The organism is Bacillus sp. JAS24-2 (assembly GCF_008274905.1).
Classification (GTDB): Bacteria; Bacillota; Bacilli; order Bacillales; family Bacillaceae_G; genus Bacillus_A; species Bacillus_A cereus.
Genome location: NZ_CP031068.1, coordinates 3,348,337 through 3,369,819 on the forward strand (window position 1 = coordinate 3,348,337; position 21,483 = coordinate 3,369,819).

Genomic DNA, 21,483 nt, shown 5'->3' on the forward strand with positions numbered 1-21,483 from the left:
CAAAATAATGGAGATGGTCATTTAAATAACCATCTCCATTATTTTAACTTGTATGCTCCTATTATGTCTACGTCATAAATTTCACAAAATCCTCAAGAAACTTTTTATAATGTAACGACCAACCAATTCGCACCCAATTTTTTAATGCTTTTGCATCAGGTTGAGGCCGAAAATCAGCAATACTCTCTCCTTTTGCAATTCCAACTGTATCTACATCGACACGACGATATACATAATCTAAAAGGGATGGATTTGCCGCAACCATCATTGTAACGACGTCATGTACTGGACTTCCTTTTATTTTCGGATTTAACTTTCTATAAGCTTTATAATAGTACGTAAATATCGGCTCGATTAACTTATTAAAACTCGTTTTAGAGTGTTTCGTAATATATTTTACCATTTCCGGTGTAATAATTGCTTCAGATGTAACGTTAAGTGGCACTAATGTTACATTTTTGGCATTTTGCATAACTAATTGTGACGCAATGGGATCACCATGAAAATTCGCCTCTGCGACTGGTGTTACATTGCCAGGCATTAAGAAAGCACCGCCCATTATATAATATTCTTTCACATACTTCATCATCGGCTTTTCTAAAATAAATGCTGTCGCTAATGTTGTTGATCTACCAGCATCGACTATTATTAATTCTCCTTTATATTTTTCAAGAAGATCAAAAAATGTACAAAAAGGCTTTATATTTGGTGAAAAAGTTTTTGGAGGTTTAATTGGCCCTAAACCGTCTGTCCCATGAATTTCTGGATAATACGTCGTAATATCTCCGGATAAAGGAATTTTCGCACCATTAATAACAGGTATATCTTCCCGTCCTGCCATTTGCAATAAATATGCGGCATTACTTGTCGCCTTTTCTTGTGTTACATTTCCATATCCCGTTACTACACCAACAATATCAATATCAGGATGCAACAATCCATACATAATTGCTAAAGAGTCATCAATGCCTGGGTCTCCTAAAAATAATACTTTTTTCATCGACCTCAACTCCATCCCCTCAGTTGTTATTAATTTATGAATAACCGTGGATATACAGAATAAAAAATGAACAAATTCACACAAAAAAACGCAGTCTTATAAGGACTACGTTTCTTCAGCTAACCTATACTGTTTTTTTTACAGCACTCATACTTCCAATGATGTAAGCGATAAACGCAAAACAAATCGGGAAGACAACTGTATGTATACCGAACGGATTTGGATAGAAAAGATGAATACACATATATGAGCCTACCCCAACTAAAATAGACGCAAGCGCTCCTGTAGCATTTCCTTTCCTCCAATATAACCCTAATACGATTGGCCAAATGAATGCTGCTTCTAATCCACCGAAAGAAAATAAATTTAGCCATATTAAAAAATCTGGTGGTTTAATTGCCGCTGCATAAACGAGTAGTCCTACAATACCCGTAATCCACAAACTTCCTTTTTTTATCGTACTGTCTGCTGCATCTTTATTTATGTAATTTACGTATATATCTTTAATAATTGACGAGCTTACAAGTAATAATAAAGAGTTTACTGTAGACATAATCGCTGCCATCGGTGCAGCTAAGAAAACTCCAGCTAACCAAGGTGGCAACACTTCCATCGCAAGTAGCGGCATTACTTTATCTGGTACCGTTATACCTGGAAGTACTACTCTTGCAAATACACCTGTTAAATGCATACCGATCATAATTGTGCCAACGACAACGGTTCCAATTATTAAAGCTTGGTGCATCGCTTTTGAATTTTTATAAGACATGGCACGCACGCTAATTTGCGGTAAACCGACAACGCCAATTCCAATTAAAATCCAAAATGATGTAACATATGATTTCGTTAAACTGCCATCTGCTCCGAATGGTGTAATTAACTTTGGATTAATTTGAACAAGTTCCTGCATAATCTTTTCAATTCCACCACCAGCAATGACAGTAGCAATTAAAATGATTGTTGTTCCAACTAACATAATGATTCCTAATAATGTATCTGATAGAGCAACTGCACGAAATCCACCAATTAATACGTACACAAGTACAGAAAAAGTAAATAAAAATAGTGCTGTTGTATACGATAGCCCCGTTAGTGACTCGATTAATCGTCCACCGCCGACCCACTGGGCTACTGTCGCTGAAAATAAAAAGATAATAATACATAACGCAGAAAGTATAACAACTGCTTTATTATTGTATCTCCCTTTTAAATAATCGATAAGAGTAATTGCTTCCATCTTCCTAGCGATAATTGCAAACTTTTTACCGATAACCGTTAAAACGATATACCCTGTTACAACTTGAATCGCAGATAACAGTACCCATCCAAGACCCATATTGTAAGCAATACCAGGGCCACCAATAAAGCTACTTGCACTACCGTATGTAGCAATCATTGTCATCGCTAATAATAAACCGCCTAGCTCACGCCCACCAAGAAAATATTCTTGCAAAAATTTATTATGAGCAGTTGCTTGCACGCGTCTTGAAGCATATACACCAATTAAAAATACAACGATAAACGAAATTATCATTGGAATGATTACATACCAATTCATCTATTATTCCTCACTTTTTTCTTCCTCATCGAGTGAAATATCTTGAAATACAAAACGAACAACTAAACTAAGTAAAATAACCATAACGATAAATCCAACGATACAGCTATAAAAAAACCATGCGGGAAAACCTAATACATATGTATATTCATTCGGATTTTTACTACCAAGCCCATAAGCAAATCCGTACCAAATTATAAAATTAATAATAGCAAGTCCAAGACCAATTAACGCTTCTCTATGGGCTATTCGAAAGCGTGGATCATCATGATAATCTTTCATTTTTACCCCTCCTCTCACGATGTATTATTGTACCATTGTTCTTCTAGTTTTTCCTACTAGAAAGCAAAAACAAGCAGGATTTTTTATAATCATATAGAAGATTCTCTTACATTACATATTTTTTACAATTGTAACACAAATGAAATTTGAATTTTCAGTATTTATTAATTATGATTTTAATTAGAGGCTTTCCATCTAGTTTCCACATCCTTGATTTCGGAATAAGCGCCGTCTCGTACTGCGTTTACATTATATTTTCAAGGGGGTTATACAATGAGTCAACTAGCTGTAAATCTTCATGAAAAGGTAGAGAAGTTTCTTCAAGGTACAAAAAAGTTATATGTGAATGGATCTTTCATTGAAAGCGCTTCCGGTAAAACATTTAAAACACCTAACCCAGCAACTGGTGAAACACTTGCCGTCGTTTCTGAAGCTGGTCGCGAAGATATTCATAAAGCTGTAGTCGCAGCTCGTATGGCTTTTGACGAAGGTCCTTGGTCTCGTATGAGCACTGCTGAGCGAAGCCGTCTCATGTACAAGTTAGCTGATTTAATGGAAGAACATAAAGAAGAGCTTGCACAGCTCGAAACATTAGATAACGGAAAGCCAATCCGTGAAACAATGGCAGCAGACATCCCACTTGCAATTGAGCATATGCGCTATTACGCTGGCTGGGCTACGAAAATCGTTGGTCAAACAATTCCTGTTTCCGGTGATTACTTTAACTATACACGCCATGAAGCTGTTGGTGTCGTTGGTCAAATTATTCCTTGGAACTTCCCGCTTCTTATGGCAATGTGGAAAATGGGAGCAGCGCTTGCTACAGGATGTACAATCGTTTTAAAACCTGCAGAACAAACTCCACTATCTGCTCTATACTTAGCTGAATTAATTGAAGAAGCTGGATTCCCGAAAGGTGTTATTAATATCGTACCTGGATTCGGTGAATCAGCTGGACAAGCTCTCGTTAATCATCCACTCGTTGATAAAATTGCATTTACCGGTTCTACTCCTGTCGGTAAACAAATTATGCGACAAGCATCCGAATCATTAAAACGCGTTACACTTGAGTTAGGCGGTAAATCACCAAATATCATCTTGCCGGATGCTGATTTATCTCGCGCGATTCCTGGTGCACTTTCTGGTGTTATGTTTAACCAAGGACAAGTATGCTCTGCTGGATCACGCTTATTTGTTCCGAAGAAAATGTATGATAATGTCATGGCTGATCTCGTCCTCTATTCTAAAAAACTAAATCAAGGTGTCGGTCTTAACCCTGAAACAACAATTGGTCCTCTCGTTTCTGAAGAACAACAAAAACGTGTAATGGGCTACATTGAAAAAGGGATTGAAGAAGGCGCTGAAGTACTTTGCGGAGGAAGTAATCCATTCGATCAAGGCTACTTCGTTTCTCCTACAGTATTCGCTGACGTAAATGATGAAATGACGATCGCAAAAGAAGAAATTTTCGGTCCAGTTATTTCTGCAATACCATTTAACGATATTGATGAAGTAATTGAACGTGCAAATAAATCACAATTCGGCTTAGCGGCTGGTGTGTGGACAGAAAATGTTAAAACAGCACACTATGTTGCAAGTAAAGTACGTGCAGGTACAGTGTGGGTAAACTGTTATAACGTGTTTGATGCAGCATCTCCATTTGGAGGATTTAAACAATCTGGTCTTGGCCGTGAAATGGGATCTTATGCATTAAATAACTATACAGAAGTAAAGAGCGTTTGGCTTAACTTAAATTAATGAAAAGAACCTGACCTATCCGGTCAGGTTCTTTTCATTATGTATTCCTTTAAACTTGCAGTCCTCCGCTCACATTTAGTACTTCACCTGTAATATAAGATGCGTATTCTGATGCTAAAAAGGCTGCTGCGTTCGCAATATCTTCTGGCGTTCCAATTCTACCAACTGGAATAGCGCCAACCATCTTTTCTTTCACTTTATCTGGTATCGTTTTGGTCATATCTGTATCCATAAACCCCGGACAAATCGCATTACAAGTAATACCGAAACTTCCAACTTCTTTCGCTGCTGTTTTTGTTAATCCTACAACTCCAGCTTTCGTTGCAGCATAATTTGCCTGTCCAATATTCCCCTCTCTACTTATAGAAGAAATATTAATAATTCTTCCATATCCTTGTTGTCTCATATAAAGAAGTGCTGGTTGCATACAATAAAAAACACCAGTTAAATTCACTTGTAATACTTGTTCCCAAGCAGATTTCTCCATTTTATGTAACATTGCGTCTCTTGTAATTCCAGCATTATTCACCAAAATATGTAATGTACCAAATTTTTGAACTGCATATTCAATTAACGACTTTGCTTCATTTTGATTACTCACATCACATCGATATGAGCACACTTCATATCCTTCATCTGATAACTCACGTGTCGTTTTTTGTAGCTTCTCTTCATTTACATCGCTAATTAATACTTTCGCCCCTAGCTTTGCATAAACCCTTGCAATCTCTTTTCCAATTCCCTGTGCAGCTCCTGTTACAACAGCTGTTTTCCCATTTAAAAACTCCATTCCTATCCCCCATTTCTATTACTTATACTGTATATTTCGGCTTTTTACTTTCCAACTCCTCTTTGTATAAAAAAGTCTATTTGTGTCAAACTAACTTTGCAACGTCGCATAAAGTGAAACTTTAATTAGTGGGAAGTTTGTTCATCCCCACTGATTATCAGCCCTCACCAATCGGGCATTTACGGGCAGTTAATCTCCCACCTAGCTTCTTTGTTCCATCTGAGTTTTAAGGTTGGAGTTTTACTACCCGTTATGCGGGATAAAGTGCAAGGAGATTGTGTCGAATGAATAAAAAGAATTTCAAACAAAGCAAAGCAACGGATGGCATTGATGTTGAGTTCTCTCGCGAACTCGCTGACCACAATGACTTAGAAGCAAACGCACGTGCAAATGCCGCTGATGCACGTCAAAAGCGCCAACCAACCGAAAAATAAGGTACATCACAACCTTATTCTTTTCAAAAGGGACCTACTACCCAACAAAATAAACCGAGAGACATCTCTCGGTTTATTTTCTATATTTTTTTGCATAATGAGCCAAAGTAAGCAACGGATATATATGAGCATAACTATGATAACGAATATAAAACCCACCTGGTAAACCTGTTCCAGTAGGATATTTTTCATTTATATAAGGGTTGGAGAGCAAATATGAAATACCTTTTCGAATAACTGGCGTTTCTTTATCATAGTAAGAAATGAGGGCATCTAACGCCCATGCTGTTTGGGATGGTGTACTAAATGGCAAAGTAACAAATCTTTTTTCTACACTACTTTGGCAAGATTCTCCCCAGCCACCATCTTCATGCTGTATATGTTCAAGCCATAAAGCTGCTCGTTTCAATGATGGATCGCTAGATGGTATTCCTAGTGACCGTAAACCAGTCAACACTGCCCACGTACCATATATATAACAAATTCCCCATTTCCCATACCACGATCCATTTTCCTCTTGTACATTCATTAACCAATTTATCGCACTTTGTTTTTGTTTCTCGGGCAATTCATTTTGCGTATACGTTCCGAAAAATTCTAACACTCTTCCTGTAATATCTGGTGTAGAAGGGTCTGTAATCATATCACTTGCATTTTCGATTGGTAAATTTGCTAATATACGGCTCGTTACCCCTTTTTCAAAAGCCCCCCAACCACCATCATTATTTTGCAATCCTTTAACCCAATTAACCGCTCGCTTCCAAGCATTATCTACATGTTCGTTCCCTCTACTTCGCGCCAATGCTCTTAACACAGCAGTTGTATCATCAATATCTGGAATCGTCGTATTCACATCCGAAAAGCCCCAACCACCCGGGAAGAGATCCGGTGCATGTACACTCCAATCTACTTTCTTCGTTTGCTGTTTTCTTAGTAAATATGCTGATGCATTTTGAATCACTTTACTTGCTTTCGGAACTTGAGCTTCTTGCAAAGCATAACTGAGTAAAGCTGTATCCCATATAGTTGACGGAGAGTTTTGCAAATGGCTCCCTCTCTCCACCTTCCATATATAAGATGTAATTCCCATTATAGCCTTCTCAATAATTGGTGATTGAATAGAATGTCCTAATGCAAGTAAAGCATAAATCATATAAAACGAGGCAGTTGCGTAGCTATATAATGTTCCATTTTCATCAATACGCTCTTTCATAAAACGTTCTACTTCCTCATATCCTTTATGATGCAAAGAAAGTGGATACGTTATAATTTTCTTCACGTCACTTACTAACGTTTGAAAAACTGGAGACCGATCCTCTCGAAACCATTCTCCGCCCCCGCCTGCAATGTGATTTAAATTTGGCAATAACTTTTTCCCTACTCGAAATCTTTTATTTAAACACAACATCATCGGAATTAAATGAATACGTGCTGAGCTACTCAATTCAAATATACTGAGAGGGGAATCATTCTGCAGAAACATAATTGGTGTTGGCAAATGAAAAAGAGAAGGATATTCATATTCTCCATGAATCGCTAATAAAAACTTCGTCATAAAATGAGCACGTGCTACCCCACCGCGCTCATTTATAAACATTTCCGCTCGCTTCATATTCGCATCTTCTTTTGTGTATTTTTCCGATGCAAGTAAGGCGGCATAAGATTGAATGGTAGCTGATAAATTACCTCCCACCTCATCTTCATACAATTTCCATGTTCCTTCATTTGTTTGAAGTGATGCTAATCTTTTCACAAACGGTTCTATCTCTTTATCTCTACCTAATAATTTTAATAAAAAAATCATATGGCAATCTGTTAATGGAGCTCCTTCAAAACAAAACCGCCACGTACCATCTTGCCGTTGCATTGTTTGAAGTGCAGTTGTTCTTCTCGCTATTTCTTCATGCACTTTTTCATATAATAACAAGTTACTCACCCACCCTTTCGAAATCCGTATAACGATATTCAAAAAGGTAGCTGAATATGTATAAAAACAAAGAAAAGCAGAACATATAAAATGTTCTGCTCATAAACAATACCCTACTCCGACAATAATTCCTAATAAAGCACCGACTACTACTTCATACGGTGTATGCCCAACAAGTTCATTTAACTTCTTATATTCTGTTTCTCTACCGTGAAAAAAGTCATTCAATATTTTTGCTTGTTTACTTACTGCAAGCCTTACTCCTGAAGCATCATACATAACAATAATGGCAAAAATAGTAGCAACCGCAAACATCGAGCTTTCCACACCTTCCACTACTCCAACTCCTGTAGCAAGCGCTGTAACTGTTGAAGCATGAGAACTTGGCATCCCACCTGAAGCAAAAAACTTTGCAAAATCAAATTCACCTGTTTTAACTAATTTAAAGACTACTTTCGTTAATTGTGCTAAAAACCATGAAATTACAGCTGCCATAAGCGGATCATTATGTAAAATTGTTTCCATGTTCTCAGCTCCTTACTAGCTATAATGGAAATCCTATATAGTATCAGTATAAAGAAAAATGCGTAGAAAATACTACGCATTATGATACTTTTGCTGATTTATTTTTTATAAATTTCGGTTGTTTCTGCACTAAAAACTTAGTCTTCGCTACCGAGAATACAAATAATGCAACCCATATACAGAAAAATGCAATCATATGAGTAGATGTGAAATGTTCACCAAATACGAATACACCTAAAATTAAGCTAATTGTTGGTGCAATATATTGTAAAAAACCTACCATATAAAGCGGAATAAGTTGGGCTCCTTTTGCAAAATAAAAAAGTGGTAGAGCTGTAACAATACCCGCTCCTATTAATAGTAATGTCGATAACATTGAGATAGAGCCAAATGAGCCGAAACCATGTACTCCTGTCATTACTAGATAAATAATCGCAAACGGCGTTACTAACATCGTTTCCATCGTAAGTCCAATTGTCGCATCATAGTTTAACAATTTTTTCGTTAATCCGTATAATCCAAATGAAAGGGCAAGTGATAAAGAAACCCACGGGATAGCCCCGAAACGTACTGTTAAAATGATAACCCCCACTCCAGCTAAACCAACTGCAACATATTGCCAGAAGTTTAACTTTTCCTTTAAAACGACTGTACCAAGTAAAATACTAATAAGCGGATTAATATAATAGCCAAGACTCGCTTCAATAACATGATTATGATTAACGGCCCATATGTAAACAAACCAGTTTCCACTAATCAAGACTGAAGCTATTGTTAATGACATTAATAATTTAGGTCGTTTAAAAAGATTCACAAATTCCCCAATAAACTGGCGAAACCTCTTCGTAACACCTAATACGAGTAACATAAAAACAAACGCCCAAACGATGCGGTGTGCTAATATTTCATCTGCTGGAACTTCCTCAACCCATTTCCAATAAATCGGTAGGATTCCCCACATCGTGTAAGCACCAGCCGCATATAGTATCCCTTTTTTTTGCTCTGCTGATTGACTCCCCATCTTCCTTTTTCTCCTCTTCTCATTTTTTCTCCATTATACGGTCTCACATGCTCACTTTACCAATAATCAATCTTCATTTCTTTCGACATTTCTCATACAACGAATAATAAACATACCGTTATTACAACAAGTAACGGTATGCCGAAAACAAATTTCTTTTTATGAGTTTTATGATGAAACATATACATGCCAATCCAAGCTCCAACTGCTCCCCCAGCTGCCGCTGATAAAAACAACGTACTTTCTGGCGTTCTCCACTGTTTCTTCTTCGCTTTTCGTTTATCAAGCCCCATAAGGCTAAAAGCTATAATGTTAATAATAAGAAAATAAATCCATTTCATCGCTTTCTCTCCTTATGAAAAATTCGCTTAATGGTAACACGAAAAAACGACGGAAACAACTGAAGAACTCTTTTTATCCAACTAGTTTCATTCCTTTTTCTTAATTAGTTACCTTCATATTTACATAACCAACTAAAATCGCAGTTAAAGCATTTAATATAGAAAAATGTTATGAGCAGAATCCTATATTTCATTACATTCATCCACTACCATATCATCAAAAAAATTGCTCTCAATCACTTTCTCATCAAAACGAAGAACTACAATTAGCCCTACATATAAAGAAACAAAATTTAGAAACCATTCCCCATTCTCATCTTTCTTAGCTAAGCATTTAAATATCTCTTGAAATTGCATACGCTCATCTGTCGCAACAACCGGTCGCACGCCAAAATATTTCAATACAAGATGTAGGTTGAGCTGCACGGATAATGATAAAATATACTTTAATAACTCGGTATAATGAGCAACATTTTTTTGACTATATAACTTCACAAGCTCTTGATGTAAAGTAGAAATTGATAATTCTTCTTTAGTCACTTTTGTTGCTTCTATCATTTCAATCATCTTTTTCATATCCATTCCATTTACCCCTCCTGTTACAAAACAAAAGCCAAAGTATACTTATTTTATAATCAACAATAATTGATTATTTCTCGTCTCTCTTTCTTCTTCACTTACTAAGTCATACTTTTTTAAAAGATGAAATACATCATTTAATATTTCTTGTGAGTGATTACCTTGTAAAAAATTTTTTAACCCTTTAAAAATCTCTTCTGATAAAAAACTCTTTTGACTTTCAAGCTTATTCATCACATCTTCAATAGAATGATCAATGTTACATGCCATACTAAACTTCCCCCTCTATCCTCTATAAATAATATCCTCAGCTAACGATGTAAACACTTCTCCAACAAGAGAATCTTCATCATATACAGATGAACCATTATTTTCTTCACGTTTCGCAAAAGGTATTTGAGCAATTACTTCTGTTTGCAATTGTTCTGCAAGCATTTCGCCGCCGCCTTTTCCGAAGAGATAATTTTTCGATCCATCTTGTTCTTCATAATAAGCCATATTTTCCACAATACCTAAAATCTCATGCTTCGTATGTTTTGCCATTACACCGACTCTTGAAGCAACGAATGAAGCTACATTGTGCGGAGTTGTAACAATTATTTCTTTCGCTTGCGGAATCATCGCTGCAACATCGATCGCAACATCTCCTGTACCTGGTGGTAAATCAAGTAATAAATAATCTAATTCTCCCCAGTGCGTATTCGCAAGAAAATTTTGAATCCATTTATTTAGCATCGGTCCGCGCCACATAACTGGGTTATTTCCTTCTGTAAAAAATCCCATCGACATGATTTTAACACCGTGACTAATGACTGGAATTGCCGTTTGATCAATCATCGTTGGTTTCTTATTCGTTTCCATCATAGCTGGAATACTAAAACCATATATATCTGCATCTAATATCCCCACCTTTTTGCCCATACGCGCTAGTGCAGTTGCAAGATTAATTGTCACCGTTGATTTTCCAACTCCGCCTTTTCCGCTCGTTACAGTAATAAAACGTACTCCTGAATCCGGGCGAAGCATGCTCGGCATACCAGTTTCTGTTCTAGTATTTTTCTTTAATTTCTCTGTTAAAGCTGTACGTTCTTCTTGTGTCATAGAACCAAATGTTACCTCCACTTTAGAGGCACCAATTGCGTGAAGTGATTCTTCAATATCTTGTTGAATTTTTGCTTTTAACGGACAACCTTGGATTGTTAGTACTACTTCAAGTTTAACCTCTGTTCCGTTCATTTGTATATTTCTAACCATATTTAATTCTACAACACTTTTGTGTAACTCTGGATCCTCTACATGTTTTAATGCATTCATTATTTGTTCTTGAGTAAGCATAGAACTCATCCCTTCTCTTATTCTAATTTATATACAACATTTTCTTGGCGCTTCATCTGGTGAAAAAGCTTATCATCCACCGCTAACAGGCGGGATTAATGCGACTATATCTCCAGCTTTTATCATCTCTTCATTCATTACAAACTCTTCGTTAACAGCGACCATCACTTTATCCAACGATTGTAAACAATAGCTGGCTTTAAGCCATTCTTTTAATTGTTGCACTGTCATTTCTTGCTTTTCTGAAATCACTAATCGATCCGATCCAACTTCCTCACGCAAATTTGCAAACAATAAAATTATAATCATTTTCTCATTCTTCCTTCTTTGGTTTTCCTTCTGGATATGGTGTATTTTCAAGTTGATCTCCAATCCACATCGTTCCATCTTCCCAAAATTCTTTTTTCCAAATTGGAACAATTCGTTTTATACGTTCAATCGCGTACTCATTCGCTTCATAAGCTACTTTACGATGCGGTGATGAAACTGCAATGACTACCGCAATATCCATTATTTCTAGCCGCCCTACACGGTGCGTAATTGCTACTTTTGTATCCGGCCATCTTTCACAAATTTCTTCTCCAATTCTCATAAGTTGTTTTACTGCCATCGGTTTATATGCTTCATACTCTAAATGTAGCGTTCGTTTTCCTTTTGTTAATTCTCTCACCGTACCAATAAATGTTGTAATCGCACCTGCTTCTCTTCTTGCGACTTTATTCGTTACTTCTTCAACTAAAATCGGATTATCTACAATCTCAAATAGCACTTGTTCCATTAAAACCACCTCTCACTTTATGAAATGTCCAAGGCCATTCACTACCTTCGTTATCTTCTAATAAAAGAACATCGACAAACATATCTTTTTTATATCCTCTTGTCCCGCCCGGCAATACGATAAACGCGTTGGATTCTGCCAATGAAGAAACTGAGCTAGATTTATCAAACCCTGATGGATAAGCGATTAATTTCCCCTCATCATATTGCAATTTTGCTCGTACAAATCTTGTAAATGGATTCGGTTTTAGAAAATCTTCTCCTAATAACGCTTTTTCTCTTTTTAAATGTACTTTTTCACTAAACATATACGTCCGAATACACGGTCTTACGAATAATTCAAACCCTACGTAACAAGCTGATGGATTTCCTGATAAACCAAATAATAACTTGCCATTTAATTGTGCTACAGTCGTAACACTTCCTGGTCGCATTGCAACTTTATTAAAAAGAACAGATGCACCTAACTTTTCGTAAATAGCTGGTAAATAATCATAATCTCCTACTGATACACCGCCCGTTGTAATTAACATATCTACTTGGCCAAGCGCTTCTTTCACAGCTGTAAAACACGTATTAAAATCATCACTAAACTTCCCAAAATATTTTACTCTTCCGCCCGCTCTTCGAATTTGAGACAATATCATGTACGTATTACTGTTTCGGATTTTCCCTGGCTGTAATGAATCATTGACATCCAGTAATTCACTCCCATTCGCTAACAGTCCAATTACAGGCTTTCTCGCAACTGGTACTTCACTATAACCGAATGTAGCAAGAAGAGCTGAAATACCTGGATTAATGTACGATCCCTTCTTTGCAAGAACTGTTCCTTTACGAGCATCTTCACCTTGAAAAGAAATATTGTCGCCCGTTTTGAATGATCGCTTCACTTCCATATAATTGTTGCCATTCTTCTCATATTGACGAGTCAGCTCTAACATAACAACCGCATCACACCCATTCGGAATTTGTGCTCCCGTCATAATTCGAACTGCTTGAAACGGACCTACTTTCTCATGGAATAGCGATCCTGCGCCAATTTCACCCATTACTTCAAATACAATTGGCGTTTCATAACTTGCTAAATTAGTATCTTCTGCTCGAATAGCAAATCCGTCATACGGCGAACGATTAAATGACGGCACATCATGGTCAGCTACTAAATCCTCTGCTAATATACGTCCATAAGCTAATTCAATTGGTAATAGCTCCTTTAAGCCTTTATCAGCAAACCCCATCACTTTACGAACAGCTTCTTCAACCGTAATTGGCACTCTTCTTTCCATTATTGACACCCTCTCTATTAACCGAATACGCGATAATATAGTTGTTTCGCTTTCGAAATATCATTTGTACCATGAATAAAAACACGATCATCCTGAAAAACAACGATGCGGTAATCATCGAATCGGCAAGATAGTAAATACGGATTCCGATCTACTTTCCCCAATTTTTTTAATACTTTTTCTATATCATCAAAATTGTATTTCCTATTGTCTACTGTTCTAATTTGAACTGTATTTCTTCCGCATAAAACAGCTGCTTTCGTTTGGTTTTCGTATGATAAATAAGGATAAGTTCGATTTGAACCGCATGAGAGACAAGCGTCTGTTTTTATTTTCCCTAATTTTATAAAATGATTTTGATTACTCCATATATCAAACATGAAAAATGTTTTTCTAATTGCTGAGAAATCTTCCACTAAAATTTTGAGTGCTTCTGCCACTTGATATGCTGCGACGATTTGAACAGTAGGGCTAATAATTCCAGCGGTATCACATGTCACACCTGTAACAGGAATATTTTTAAGCATACAATGTAAACACGGTGTCTCTTGTGGAATAATTGTATAACTCATACCATACGATCCAACGCAAGAACCATATACCCACGGAATATTATGTTTTTGTGATAAATCATTTATTACAAATCGAATATCAAAATTATCTGTTGCATCAATGATTACATCTACATTTTTTAATAGACCTTCCATATTTTCTGAAGTTGCATCCATTACGAAAGCATGTATTTGTACTTCCGAATTAATTTGTTCTAACCGATTTTTTGCAGCAATTGCTTTCGGCATTTTCTCTCTCGCATTTTGTTCAGAGTACAATTGTTGCCTTTGTAAATTACTCCATTCAACGTAGTCACGATCAATAATCGTCAACTTGCCAACACCTGCACGTACGAAACTTTCGGCACTTGCACTTCCTAATGCGCCTGCCCCTACAATTAACACATGTTTATTTCGAATTTTTTCTTGTCCTTTACTCCCAATTGGTTTGAACAACTGTTGTCGTGAATACCGATCAGCCATTACATACCCTTCCTCTCAAGAACTCTATTTCATATTAGAATGTTGTTTCTGATAACAAGCAAAGTAAGCAAAACCAACAAACCCAGCTCCTCCAATTACATTTCCGATAAAAACAGGAACAAAATTTTTAGCCAGATCCATCCACGTTAGATGACCAGCAAAAATAACAGCGGAAATGACAAACATATTTGCTACTACTTGCTGAAATCCAATCACTACAAATGCCATAATTGGAATCCAAATTCCGATGATTTTTCCGACAAAATCACTCGTCCCGTAAGCGAGCCAAAGAGCAAGACAAACGAGCCAATTACAACCAATTGCTAAAATTAAAGTTCTCCCAAATGATTCATGTAACTTCCCTTCCGCTATCGCTACCGTTTTATTTAAATACTCTCCCTCTGTTAATCCGCCAAGATGCCCAAAGCAATACGCAACGAAAATTGCCCCAATAAAATTCATGAGAGTAATCCAAACCCAGTTATTCAGTACGCTTATCAATGTAATTTTCTTTGCATAAAGCGCCATAGACAGTGACATCATATTTCCCGTAATTAATTCTCCTCCTGCTAATACTACGAGCATGAGTCCAACAGGAAATACTGCTCCTCCTAAAACATTCACTAGACTTCCCCAGCGCTCAGGTAAATTCCCTAAAACTCGAATGTTAAGTAAAAAACCTATCGCAATAAACGCTCCTCCTAAAAAACCGAGAATAAGCATCGCTGGCAATGTCTGTCTTACTTTTTGAACACCGGCCTCAATGACAAGCTCAGCAATTTGTTCCTGCTTATGAAATGCCATTACCCATTCCTCCATTTTCTCCAAATAAAAAAGCAGCTTCAAAAAACCTCCTCAAAATAAAGGTTTTTGAATGCTGCTTAATTTCTCTGCACATCTTTTACAGAGATATCAATCATCACTTTTACTATAAAATAGAAAATCCACAACTCTTGTAAATTTTCCATTTTTCACTATGAAGCTAGCTTTATATATTAACCACCGATATGTGACATTTCAATTTTAGGTATTGTTTTCTTATTTGTATGATTTAAGCGTTCATCTGAATAACGATCTTCCCTATTATTCCATATATCGCGTACTACATCTGTAATGTCCTCATCTGTATGTTCAGAACGAAGCAATTCCCTTAAATCATTTCCTTTAGAAGCAAATAAGCAAGTATATAATTTTCCTTCTGCAGAAATACGAGCTCTCGTACATGATGAGCAAAAAGAATCTGTTACTGATGAAATAATACCTATTTCCTCATCGCTTCCTATATAACGATACCTAGTAGCCACTTCACCAGAATAATTTGCTTCTATCCGTTCTAACGGCATAACTGGATGAATCGTATCTACTATTTCTTGTTTAGAGACGACCTCTTTTAAATCCCAACCATTATAATTTCCAACATCCATATACTCAATAAAACGAAGAATATGCTTATTTTCCTTAAAATATTGCGCCATCTGCAAAATGTCCTGTTCGTTTTTTCCCTTTTGAACGACCATATTTATTTTAATTTTCATTCCAACTTCAGCTGCAGCCTGTATTCCTTCCAGAACCCTTTGCACTTTGCTCCTATTACCATTTAAATAGAAAAACCGCTCTTCTTCTAAGGAATCTAAGCTAACTGTTACACGTGATAGTCCCGCCTTATATAAATCAGGAGCAAACTTTTTAAGTAACGATCCATTGGTTGTTAAACCGATATCTTCTACACCATCAATTTTATTAAGGCGCTCAATAAGCTTTGGAAGCCCTCTTCGAAGTAACGGTTCTCCGCCCGTAATCCGTAATTTTCTCACACCTAAAGAAACGAAAATACGTGTTATCCTTTCAATTTCATCAAAAGATAAAATTTTATCATTAGACAAAAACGAGTAATCAGGACCAAATATTTCTTCTGGCATACAATATCGACAGCGAAAATTACAGCGATCAGTAACTGAAATACGTAAATCCTTTAACGGACGTTGCAACTTGTCTAATGTAACTGATTTCATCTTCATTGCCTCACTTTTATTTTATATTTAAAACACGTTCTGGATGGGTATATACATTTAAGGAGTGATTACGAATAAATCCTATTGTCGTAATACCTAAATCTTCCGCTAGTTGCAAAGCTAACTCAGTTGGAGCTGATTTTGATAGTATAATTTCACAACCGATTTTTGCAACTTTCAATAATATTTCCGAAGAAATACGACCACTAAAAACAATGATTTTATCTTTTATAGAAATATCGTTTCTTAAACAATAACCGTAAATTTTGTCTAATGCATTATGCCTACCAATATCCATTCGACTTAAAATAATACCATTCACATCACATAAAGCTGCATTATGAACCCCACCAGTATGATGAAACGTATCCGCAGATTGCTGCATTTCTTTCATTAACCGAAAACAATCCTCTGCAGCAACCTGTACATGGACACCCTTCATTTTTTTTGCACTTAGTGCATCATTTGCAAAAACAAACCCTTGCCTACTCATACCACAACAAGACGTAATATAGCGTTTATTTTGCATTTGTTCATAATACGGATTTACTTTTGTCGTTGTTACATGCACAAATCCTTCTTTCTCCTGCACCCATACACTATCAATATCTTCATACTTCCGAATGATTCCTTCAGACGCTAAGAAGCCTATTACCATATCTTCTATATATTCTGGAGTACTAACCATTGTAACAAACTCCTGTCCGTTCATTTTAATGGTGACAGGAAACTCTGTTACAATGCTGTCCTCTATATGCTTAAACGCCCCTTGTTCATAACGAAAGATTTCTCTTTCTACCTGTATCGGTTTCACGATCAGTATCCTTCTCTCACGTTATATTTTTATCGAAAACAAATACCGAAACTGCAATATCTTCTTCTACTTTCATATCTGAAAACAAATTCACTAATTTTGCTCCAACAAGTTCCTCCAAATGTTCACGGGAATTCGCAGCATACACCTCTTGAATCATTTTCGTTCTAGCCATATGAACCATTTCCGCACCGTCCATCGTACTTGAAATAAATTTTTCAGTAGGTGTTAAGTTTCCATAAAGAGTCGCTATAGCCATATTTTCTGCAAAAACAGTATGAATTCGTTCTGGTCCTTTTCCGAAAAGTTCTTTTCGAAGTTTTCGTATCATATCATTAAATTCATGTACTTTTTTTGACATACAATCATACCTCCCAAAAGCCTCATTTTACTTTATTATATATTTTACCAAAATGAGCCTTCCGCCCAAACTATTTCGTACAAATATTTAGGCGGAAAGGTTCACTTCATGAAGTTTATTCGTCTTTTAACCCTTTCCCCATACCTTTTAAGAAATGAAGCCCAAACCCGATAGCACGGTTAATATCTGGGTCTTTCAATACTTTCATAAGATCGAATACCCCTACTTTTTTATTACTTTCTAGATGTTCATTACCTTCTTCTAGTCCGACTAATAAACTACCTATAAGCTTTTTCGTAAGTTCTGGGTCAAGTTCAGTTAACGCACCTGCAGCACCCATCATATTATTAATTAAATTTGTAACAGGCTCACGAGTTACTTGACCTAGAACAATTTTCGCAATTGGTTCTTTCGCTTTTAGCATTGAATTTGCAGCTTCTAGCATTCCAATGTCATTTAATTCTCCTACTATATTAAACATCTGATTTAGAGCTTCCTCATTATTAGTTAGAAGCTCTTTTAAATCATCTAACTTTTGCTGTTTTATTTCTTCCTCAGTTAATTCTTGTTTTTGAATCATTTTTATAGGTGCAGCCATAGTTTTCTCCTCCTACTTATCCGTTAAATGCACATACCCTGGACGTGCCCACTTACGATGTACCTCAATGCCAGCTTGAGGGTGACGTTTTTTATTGCGTGGGTTCGCTTTTGGCATCGGATTTTCGCCGTCAACTTCTAACACTTCCATACGTACTTTCGTTTGTTTATACGCAGGTGTATTCGTACGTACATCCACAGCAGGACCTGTTAAGAAATTAATTGCTGTTTCGTTATCTGTAGAGTTCATCGGTAAATATAACTCATTCGCTTTTACACGATCTGTAACGAGTGCACGTAATTTTAATGCTCCAAAAGGAGAGACAAGACGAACTAACGAACCTGTTTTTACGCCACGTTCTTTTGCAAGGTCTGGAGAGATTTCAACGAAAACACCAGGTACTTTCGTTTGAATACCTGTTGATTTATTTGTCATATTCCCTTCATGGAAATGCTCAAGCATACGACCGTTGTTAATGTGAAGGTCAAACTCGGCTGGAAATTCAGCTGGACGTACCCAGCCAGCAATCGCAAAACGAGCTTTTTTATCTGGGAAGTTAAATCCATCTTGGAACAGAAGTGGTGTATTTGTTCCATCAAAACTTCCCCAATGGAAACTGTTCCACCCTTCAAGCACTTCATAGCTCGCTTGCGAGAACAATGGTGATAAACTTGCCATTTCAGCAAAGATTTCACTTGGGTGGCTATAATTCCAGTTTGCACCTAGTTTATTCGCAACTTCCTGGACGATCCACCAGTCTGGTTTCGCGTCTCCTAGCGTAGGAAGAACTTGATATAATCTTTGGACACGGCGCTCTGTATTTGTGAAAGTGCCTTCTTTCTCAAGAGATGGCGCTGCTGGTAATACAACATCTGCATATTGAGCAGTTTTAGAAAGGAAAACATCTTGCACAACGAAGAAATCAAGGCTAGATAACACTTCATGTACATGATTTGCATTAGAATCTACAAGAGCCATATCTTCTCCGACAAGATACATTGCTTTCATTTTTCCTTCGTCAATTGCGTGAAGCATTTCAATATTATTAAGACCTGGTTCACTATCAATTTTCACTCCGTAAGCAGTTTCAAATTTCGCACGTTCCATTTCGTTAGTAACGTGCTGATATCCTGGAAGCCATCCTGGTAAAGTACCCATATCACAAGCACCTTGTACGTTATTGTGACCTCGAAGTGGGTATGCACCTGCTCCTGGACGACGATAGTTCCCTGTTGCAAGAAGTAAGTTTGAAATTGCAGCGGAAGTATCAGAACCACCTGTATTTTGCGTTACCCCCATACCCCAAAGGATACATGTACCATCTGCATCACGAATCATTTCAGCCATTTGAATAAGTGTTTCTTTTGAAATACCTGTTACTTCTTCTGCATATTCAAGTGTATATTCTTCTAGGCTCTCTTTGAAATCTTCAAAGAAGTTTACATTCTCATTAATAAATTCCTGATCATGCCAACCTTGATCGATCATATATTTCGTAACAGCCATTAACCATACTTGATCTGTTCCTTGTTTTGGACTAATAAAGACATCTGATCGCTCTGCCATTTCGGTTTTACGAAGATCAGCTACAATTAACTTTTGTCCGTGTAATTTATGTGCACGTTTAATACGTGTAGCTAGAACAGGATGACCCTCTGTCGGATTACATCCCACAATAATAACAAGACCAGATTGCGCAATATCTTTAATCGTTCCGGCATCACCGCCCATACCAATTGTACGGAACAAACCATCCGTTGCTGGTGATTGGCAATAACGTGAGCAGTTATCAATATTATTCGTTCCAAATACTTGTCGAGCTAATTTTTGAATTACATAATTGTCTTCATTTGTAATTTTAGAGGAAGAAATAAATCCAATAGAACCTTTACCGTACTCTTCTTTAATAGCGCCTAATTTATTTGCAACTACATTCAGTGCTTCTTCCCATGTAGATTCAACAAACGTTCCATTTTTACGAATTAAAGGTTTTGTTATTCGTTCTTTAGAATTTACGAAATCCCAACCAAATTTCCCTTTTACACAAGTGGAAATTGCGTTAACTGGTGCATCTGAAGATGGCTGTACTTTAAGGATTTTACGCCCCTTCGTCCACACTTCAAACGAACAACCTACACCACAAAATGTACATACTGTTTTCGTTTTCTTCGTACGAGTATCACGCATGGCCGCTTCCACTTCTGATACCGCAAAAATACCGCTATACCCAGGCTCAACTTCTTTAATTAAATCTACCATCGGTTCAAGAATATCTGGTTTTAATCCCGTCATAAATCCAGCTTCACCGAGCATCGTTTTCTCCATTAAAGCGTTACAAGGACAAATCGTTACACATTGACCACAGCTAACGCATGAAGAATCATTAATATTTACTCCTTCATCCCAAATAACTCGTGGGCGTTCCGCTTCCCAGTCTATCGATAACGTTTCATTTACTTGTAAGTTTTGACACACCTCAACGCATTGACCGCATGCAATACATTGATTAGGATCATAGCGATAAAACGGATGCGTCATATCAACTTCACTTACATCTACTTTCGGTTCATACGGATATTTTTGATGTTCGATTTCCATTAATTCTGCTGTATTATGCAGTTTACAGTTCCCATTGTTGTTGTCACATACTGTACAGTATAATAAATGATTTTCTAGTAACCGATCCATCGCCTCTGTTTGTGCTTCTTTTGCGCGAACAGAAGCACGTTCAATGTTCATACCTTCCGTTGCTATCGTCGAACAAGAACGCATTAACTTTCCGTCAACTTCTACAATACAAGTGTCACATGTTTGAATAGGATCTACTTCTGGCACGTAACAAATTTGCGGATGTTCAATCCCGTTCTCATTAATAACACCCAATATCGTCGAACCAGGCTCCGCTGTATACTTTTTTCCGTCAATTGTAATATGAACCATGTTGTCATTCATGGTCTTTCCCCCTTTTTGAGAATAAAAAAACTCCACCACGAAAATATACGCACCACATTTTTGGCACGCTATCATCATGGTGGAGTAGTTTATTAG

Annotated in this window: 23 protein-coding genes; 2 read left to right on the top strand and 21 right to left on the bottom strand. The window is 36.9% G+C overall.

What is annotated here, in order from left to right; all coding sequences use genetic code 11:
- Positions 1-67 precede the first annotated feature (67 nt).
- The 3 genes from DN407_RS17245 to DN407_RS17255 all read right to left on the bottom strand — a co-directional run bounded on the left by DN407_RS17245 (position 68) and on the right by DN407_RS17255 (position 2,840).
- On the bottom strand, positions 68-1,000 hold the full coding sequence (locus tag DN407_RS17245) for a nucleoside hydrolase (protein ID WP_000756459.1): 933 nt from the start codon (positions 998-1,000) through the stop codon (positions 68-70).
- Positions 1,001-1,124: 124 nt separating this feature from the next.
- Positions 1,125-2,558, bottom strand: a complete 1,434-nt coding sequence (panF, locus tag DN407_RS17250; RefSeq protein ID WP_001104819.1) for a sodium/pantothenate symporter — start codon at positions 2,556-2,558, stop codon at positions 1,125-1,127.
- Positions 2,559-2,561: 3 nt separating this feature from the next.
- Complete coding sequence (locus DN407_RS17255) at positions 2,562-2,840, bottom strand: YhdT family protein (RefSeq protein ID WP_000656239.1); 279 nt, start codon at positions 2,838-2,840, stop codon at positions 2,562-2,564.
- Between the two features lie 273 nt (positions 2,841-3,113).
- Here DN407_RS17255 and dhaS point away from each other — a divergent pair, with 273 nt between their 5' ends.
- Positions 3,114-4,598: an aldehyde dehydrogenase DhaS gene (dhaS, locus tag DN407_RS17260; protein WP_000080279.1), complete on the top strand. Its 1,485-nt coding sequence runs from the start codon at positions 3,114-3,116 to the stop codon at positions 4,596-4,598.
- A 49-nt stretch (positions 4,599-4,647) separates the two neighbouring features.
- Here the strand turns inward: dhaS and fabG are convergent, their stop codons facing one another.
- Positions 4,648-5,388: a 3-oxoacyl-ACP reductase FabG gene (gene fabG, locus DN407_RS17265; protein ID WP_000395029.1), complete on the bottom strand. Its 741-nt coding sequence runs from the start codon at positions 5,386-5,388 to the stop codon at positions 4,648-4,650.
- Between the two features lie 284 nt (positions 5,389-5,672).
- On the opposite strand from fabG, the gene DN407_RS17270 reads away from it, so the two are divergent.
- The gene (locus tag DN407_RS17270) at positions 5,673-5,822 is read left to right on the top strand and encodes a YfhD family protein (RefSeq protein ID WP_001035813.1); all 150 of its coding nucleotides are present in this window, start codon (positions 5,673-5,675) and stop codon (positions 5,820-5,822) included.
- Positions 5,823-5,895: 73 nt separating this feature from the next.
- Here DN407_RS17270 and DN407_RS17275 read toward each other — a convergent pair whose 3' ends face one another.
- From DN407_RS17275 to fdhF, 17 genes are all read right to left on the bottom strand, one after another.
- On the bottom strand, positions 5,896-7,749 hold the full coding sequence (locus DN407_RS17275) for a terpene cyclase/mutase family protein (RefSeq protein WP_003315873.1): 1,854 nt from the start codon (positions 7,747-7,749) through the stop codon (positions 5,896-5,898).
- A gap of 99 nt (positions 7,750-7,848) precedes the next feature.
- Positions 7,849-8,274 carry a divergent PAP2 family protein gene (locus DN407_RS17280; RefSeq protein WP_000447820.1) on the bottom strand — a complete coding sequence of 142 codons (426 nt, stop codon included), beginning with the start codon at positions 8,272-8,274 and terminating at the stop codon, positions 7,849-7,851.
- A gap of 79 nt (positions 8,275-8,353) precedes the next feature.
- Positions 8,354-9,295: an EamA family transporter RarD gene (rarD, locus tag DN407_RS17285; RefSeq protein WP_000535537.1), complete on the bottom strand. Its 942-nt coding sequence runs from the start codon at positions 9,293-9,295 to the stop codon at positions 8,354-8,356.
- A 92-nt stretch (positions 9,296-9,387) separates the two neighbouring features.
- Positions 9,388-9,636, bottom strand: a complete 249-nt coding sequence (locus DN407_RS17290) for a DUF1294 domain-containing protein (RefSeq protein WP_000871346.1) — start codon at positions 9,634-9,636, stop codon at positions 9,388-9,390.
- Between the two features lie 183 nt (positions 9,637-9,819).
- Positions 9,820-10,218 (bottom strand): hypothetical protein, encoded by a 399-nt coding sequence (locus tag DN407_RS17295; protein WP_000367289.1) that lies wholly within the window; start codon positions 10,216-10,218, stop codon positions 9,820-9,822.
- Between the two features lie 42 nt (positions 10,219-10,260).
- Positions 10,261-10,485: a hypothetical protein gene (locus DN407_RS17300; RefSeq protein WP_000752383.1), complete on the bottom strand. Its 225-nt coding sequence runs from the start codon at positions 10,483-10,485 to the stop codon at positions 10,261-10,263.
- 15 nt (positions 10,486-10,500) lie between these two features.
- A complete protein-coding gene (locus DN407_RS17305) occupies positions 10,501-11,550 on the bottom strand; it encodes a P-loop NTPase (protein WP_000957509.1) in 1,050 nt (349 codons plus the stop codon).
- Between the two features lie 72 nt (positions 11,551-11,622).
- Positions 11,623-11,859 (bottom strand): molybdopterin converting factor subunit 1, encoded by a 237-nt coding sequence (moaD, locus tag DN407_RS17310; protein ID WP_000583943.1) that lies wholly within the window; start codon positions 11,857-11,859, stop codon positions 11,623-11,625.
- Positions 11,860-11,863: 4 nt separating this feature from the next.
- A complete protein-coding gene (gene moaE, locus DN407_RS17315) occupies positions 11,864-12,328 on the bottom strand; it encodes a molybdopterin synthase catalytic subunit MoaE (RefSeq protein ID WP_000438664.1) in 465 nt (154 codons plus the stop codon).
- Positions 12,309-13,616, bottom strand: coding sequence for a molybdopterin molybdotransferase MoeA (locus DN407_RS17320; RefSeq protein WP_098542289.1), 1,308 nt, complete (start codon positions 13,614-13,616; stop codon positions 12,309-12,311). Before DN407_RS17320 ends, moaE begins: the two co-directional genes overlap by 20 nt.
- A gap of 17 nt (positions 13,617-13,633) precedes the next feature.
- A complete protein-coding gene (locus DN407_RS17325; protein ID WP_098281433.1) occupies positions 13,634-14,650 on the bottom strand; it encodes a molybdopterin-synthase adenylyltransferase MoeB in 1,017 nt (338 codons plus the stop codon).
- A 24-nt stretch (positions 14,651-14,674) separates the two neighbouring features.
- Complete coding sequence (locus DN407_RS17330; protein WP_149216519.1) at positions 14,675-15,454, bottom strand: formate channel; 780 nt, start codon at positions 15,452-15,454, stop codon at positions 14,675-14,677.
- Positions 15,455-15,645: 191 nt separating this feature from the next.
- Entirely contained in the window at positions 15,646-16,662 is a 1,017-nt protein-coding gene (gene moaA / locus DN407_RS17335; protein ID WP_149216520.1) for a GTP 3',8-cyclase MoaA, read from the bottom strand.
- A 16-nt stretch (positions 16,663-16,678) separates the two neighbouring features.
- A complete protein-coding gene (gene fdhD / locus DN407_RS17340; RefSeq protein WP_000802689.1) occupies positions 16,679-17,476 on the bottom strand; it encodes a formate dehydrogenase accessory sulfurtransferase FdhD in 798 nt (265 codons plus the stop codon).
- A gap of 16 nt (positions 17,477-17,492) precedes the next feature.
- A complete protein-coding gene (locus DN407_RS17345; protein ID WP_000039582.1) occupies positions 17,493-17,837 on the bottom strand; it encodes a Na-translocating system protein MpsC family protein in 345 nt (114 codons plus the stop codon).
- Positions 17,838-17,952: 115 nt separating this feature from the next.
- Positions 17,953-18,435: a helical membrane plugin domain-containing protein gene (locus tag DN407_RS17350; RefSeq protein WP_000729897.1), complete on the bottom strand. Its 483-nt coding sequence runs from the start codon at positions 18,433-18,435 to the stop codon at positions 17,953-17,955.
- Positions 18,436-18,447: 12 nt separating this feature from the next.
- Positions 18,448-21,387: a formate dehydrogenase subunit alpha gene (fdhF, locus tag DN407_RS17355; RefSeq protein ID WP_098542285.1), complete on the bottom strand. Its 2,940-nt coding sequence runs from the start codon at positions 21,385-21,387 to the stop codon at positions 18,448-18,450.
- Between the last annotated feature and the right edge of the window lie 96 nt (positions 21,388-21,483).

Bases quoted from the DNA above. Each gene is read 5' to 3' on its own strand.
- DN407_RS17245 (WP_000756459.1), bottom strand. From the start codon at position 1,000: ATGAAAAAAGTATTATTTTTAGGAGACCCAGGCATTGATGACTCTTTA.
- panF (WP_001104819.1), bottom strand. From the start codon at position 2,558: ATGAATTGGTATGTAATCATTCCAATGATAATTTCGTTTATCGTTGTA.
- DN407_RS17255 (WP_000656239.1), bottom strand. From the start codon at position 2,840: ATGAAAGATTATCATGATGATCCACGCTTTCGAATAGCCCATAGAGAA.
- dhaS (WP_000080279.1), top strand. From the start codon at position 3,114: ATGAGTCAACTAGCTGTAAATCTTCATGAAAAGGTAGAGAAGTTTCTT.
- fabG (WP_000395029.1), bottom strand. From the start codon at position 5,388: ATGGAGTTTTTAAATGGGAAAACAGCTGTTGTAACAGGAGCTGCACAG.
- DN407_RS17270 (WP_001035813.1), top strand. From the start codon at position 5,673: ATGAATAAAAAGAATTTCAAACAAAGCAAAGCAACGGATGGCATTGAT.
- DN407_RS17280 (WP_000447820.1), bottom strand. From the start codon at position 8,274: ATGGAAACAATTTTACATAATGATCCGCTTATGGCAGCTGTAATTTCA.
- rarD (WP_000535537.1), bottom strand. From the start codon at position 9,295: ATGGGGAGTCAATCAGCAGAGCAAAAAAAAGGGATACTATATGCGGCT.
- DN407_RS17290 (WP_000871346.1), bottom strand. From the start codon at position 9,636: ATGAAATGGATTTATTTTCTTATTATTAACATTATAGCTTTTAGCCTT.
- DN407_RS17295 (WP_000367289.1), bottom strand. From the start codon at position 10,218: ATGGATATGAAAAAGATGATTGAAATGATAGAAGCAACAAAAGTGACT.
- DN407_RS17300 (WP_000752383.1), bottom strand. From the start codon at position 10,485: ATGGCATGTAACATTGATCATTCTATTGAAGATGTGATGAATAAGCTT.
- DN407_RS17305 (WP_000957509.1), bottom strand. From the start codon at position 11,550: ATGCTTACTCAAGAACAAATAATGAATGCATTAAAACATGTAGAGGAT.
- moaD (WP_000583943.1), bottom strand. From the start codon at position 11,859: ATGATTATAATTTTATTGTTTGCAAATTTGCGTGAGGAAGTTGGATCG.
- moaE (WP_000438664.1), bottom strand. From the start codon at position 12,328: ATGGAACAAGTGCTATTTGAGATTGTAGATAATCCGATTTTAGTTGAA.
- DN407_RS17320 (WP_098542289.1), bottom strand. From the start codon at position 13,616: ATGGAAAGAAGAGTGCCAATTACGGTTGAAGAAGCTGTTCGTAAAGTG.
- DN407_RS17325 (WP_098281433.1), bottom strand. From the start codon at position 14,650: ATGGCTGATCGGTATTCACGACAACAGTTGTTCAAACCAATTGGGAGT.
- DN407_RS17330 (WP_149216519.1), bottom strand. From the start codon at position 15,454: ATGGCATTTCATAAGCAGGAACAAATTGCTGAGCTTGTCATTGAGGCC.
- moaA (WP_149216520.1), bottom strand. From the start codon at position 16,662: ATGAAATCAGTTACATTAGACAAGTTGCAACGTCCGTTAAAGGATTTA.
- DN407_RS17345 (WP_000039582.1), bottom strand. From the start codon at position 17,837: ATGTCAAAAAAAGTACATGAATTTAATGATATGATACGAAAACTTCGA.
- DN407_RS17350 (WP_000729897.1), bottom strand. From the start codon at position 18,435: ATGGCTGCACCTATAAAAATGATTCAAAAACAAGAATTAACTGAGGAA.
- fdhF (WP_098542285.1), bottom strand. From the start codon at position 21,387: ATGAATGACAACATGGTTCATATTACAATTGACGGAAAAAAGTATACA.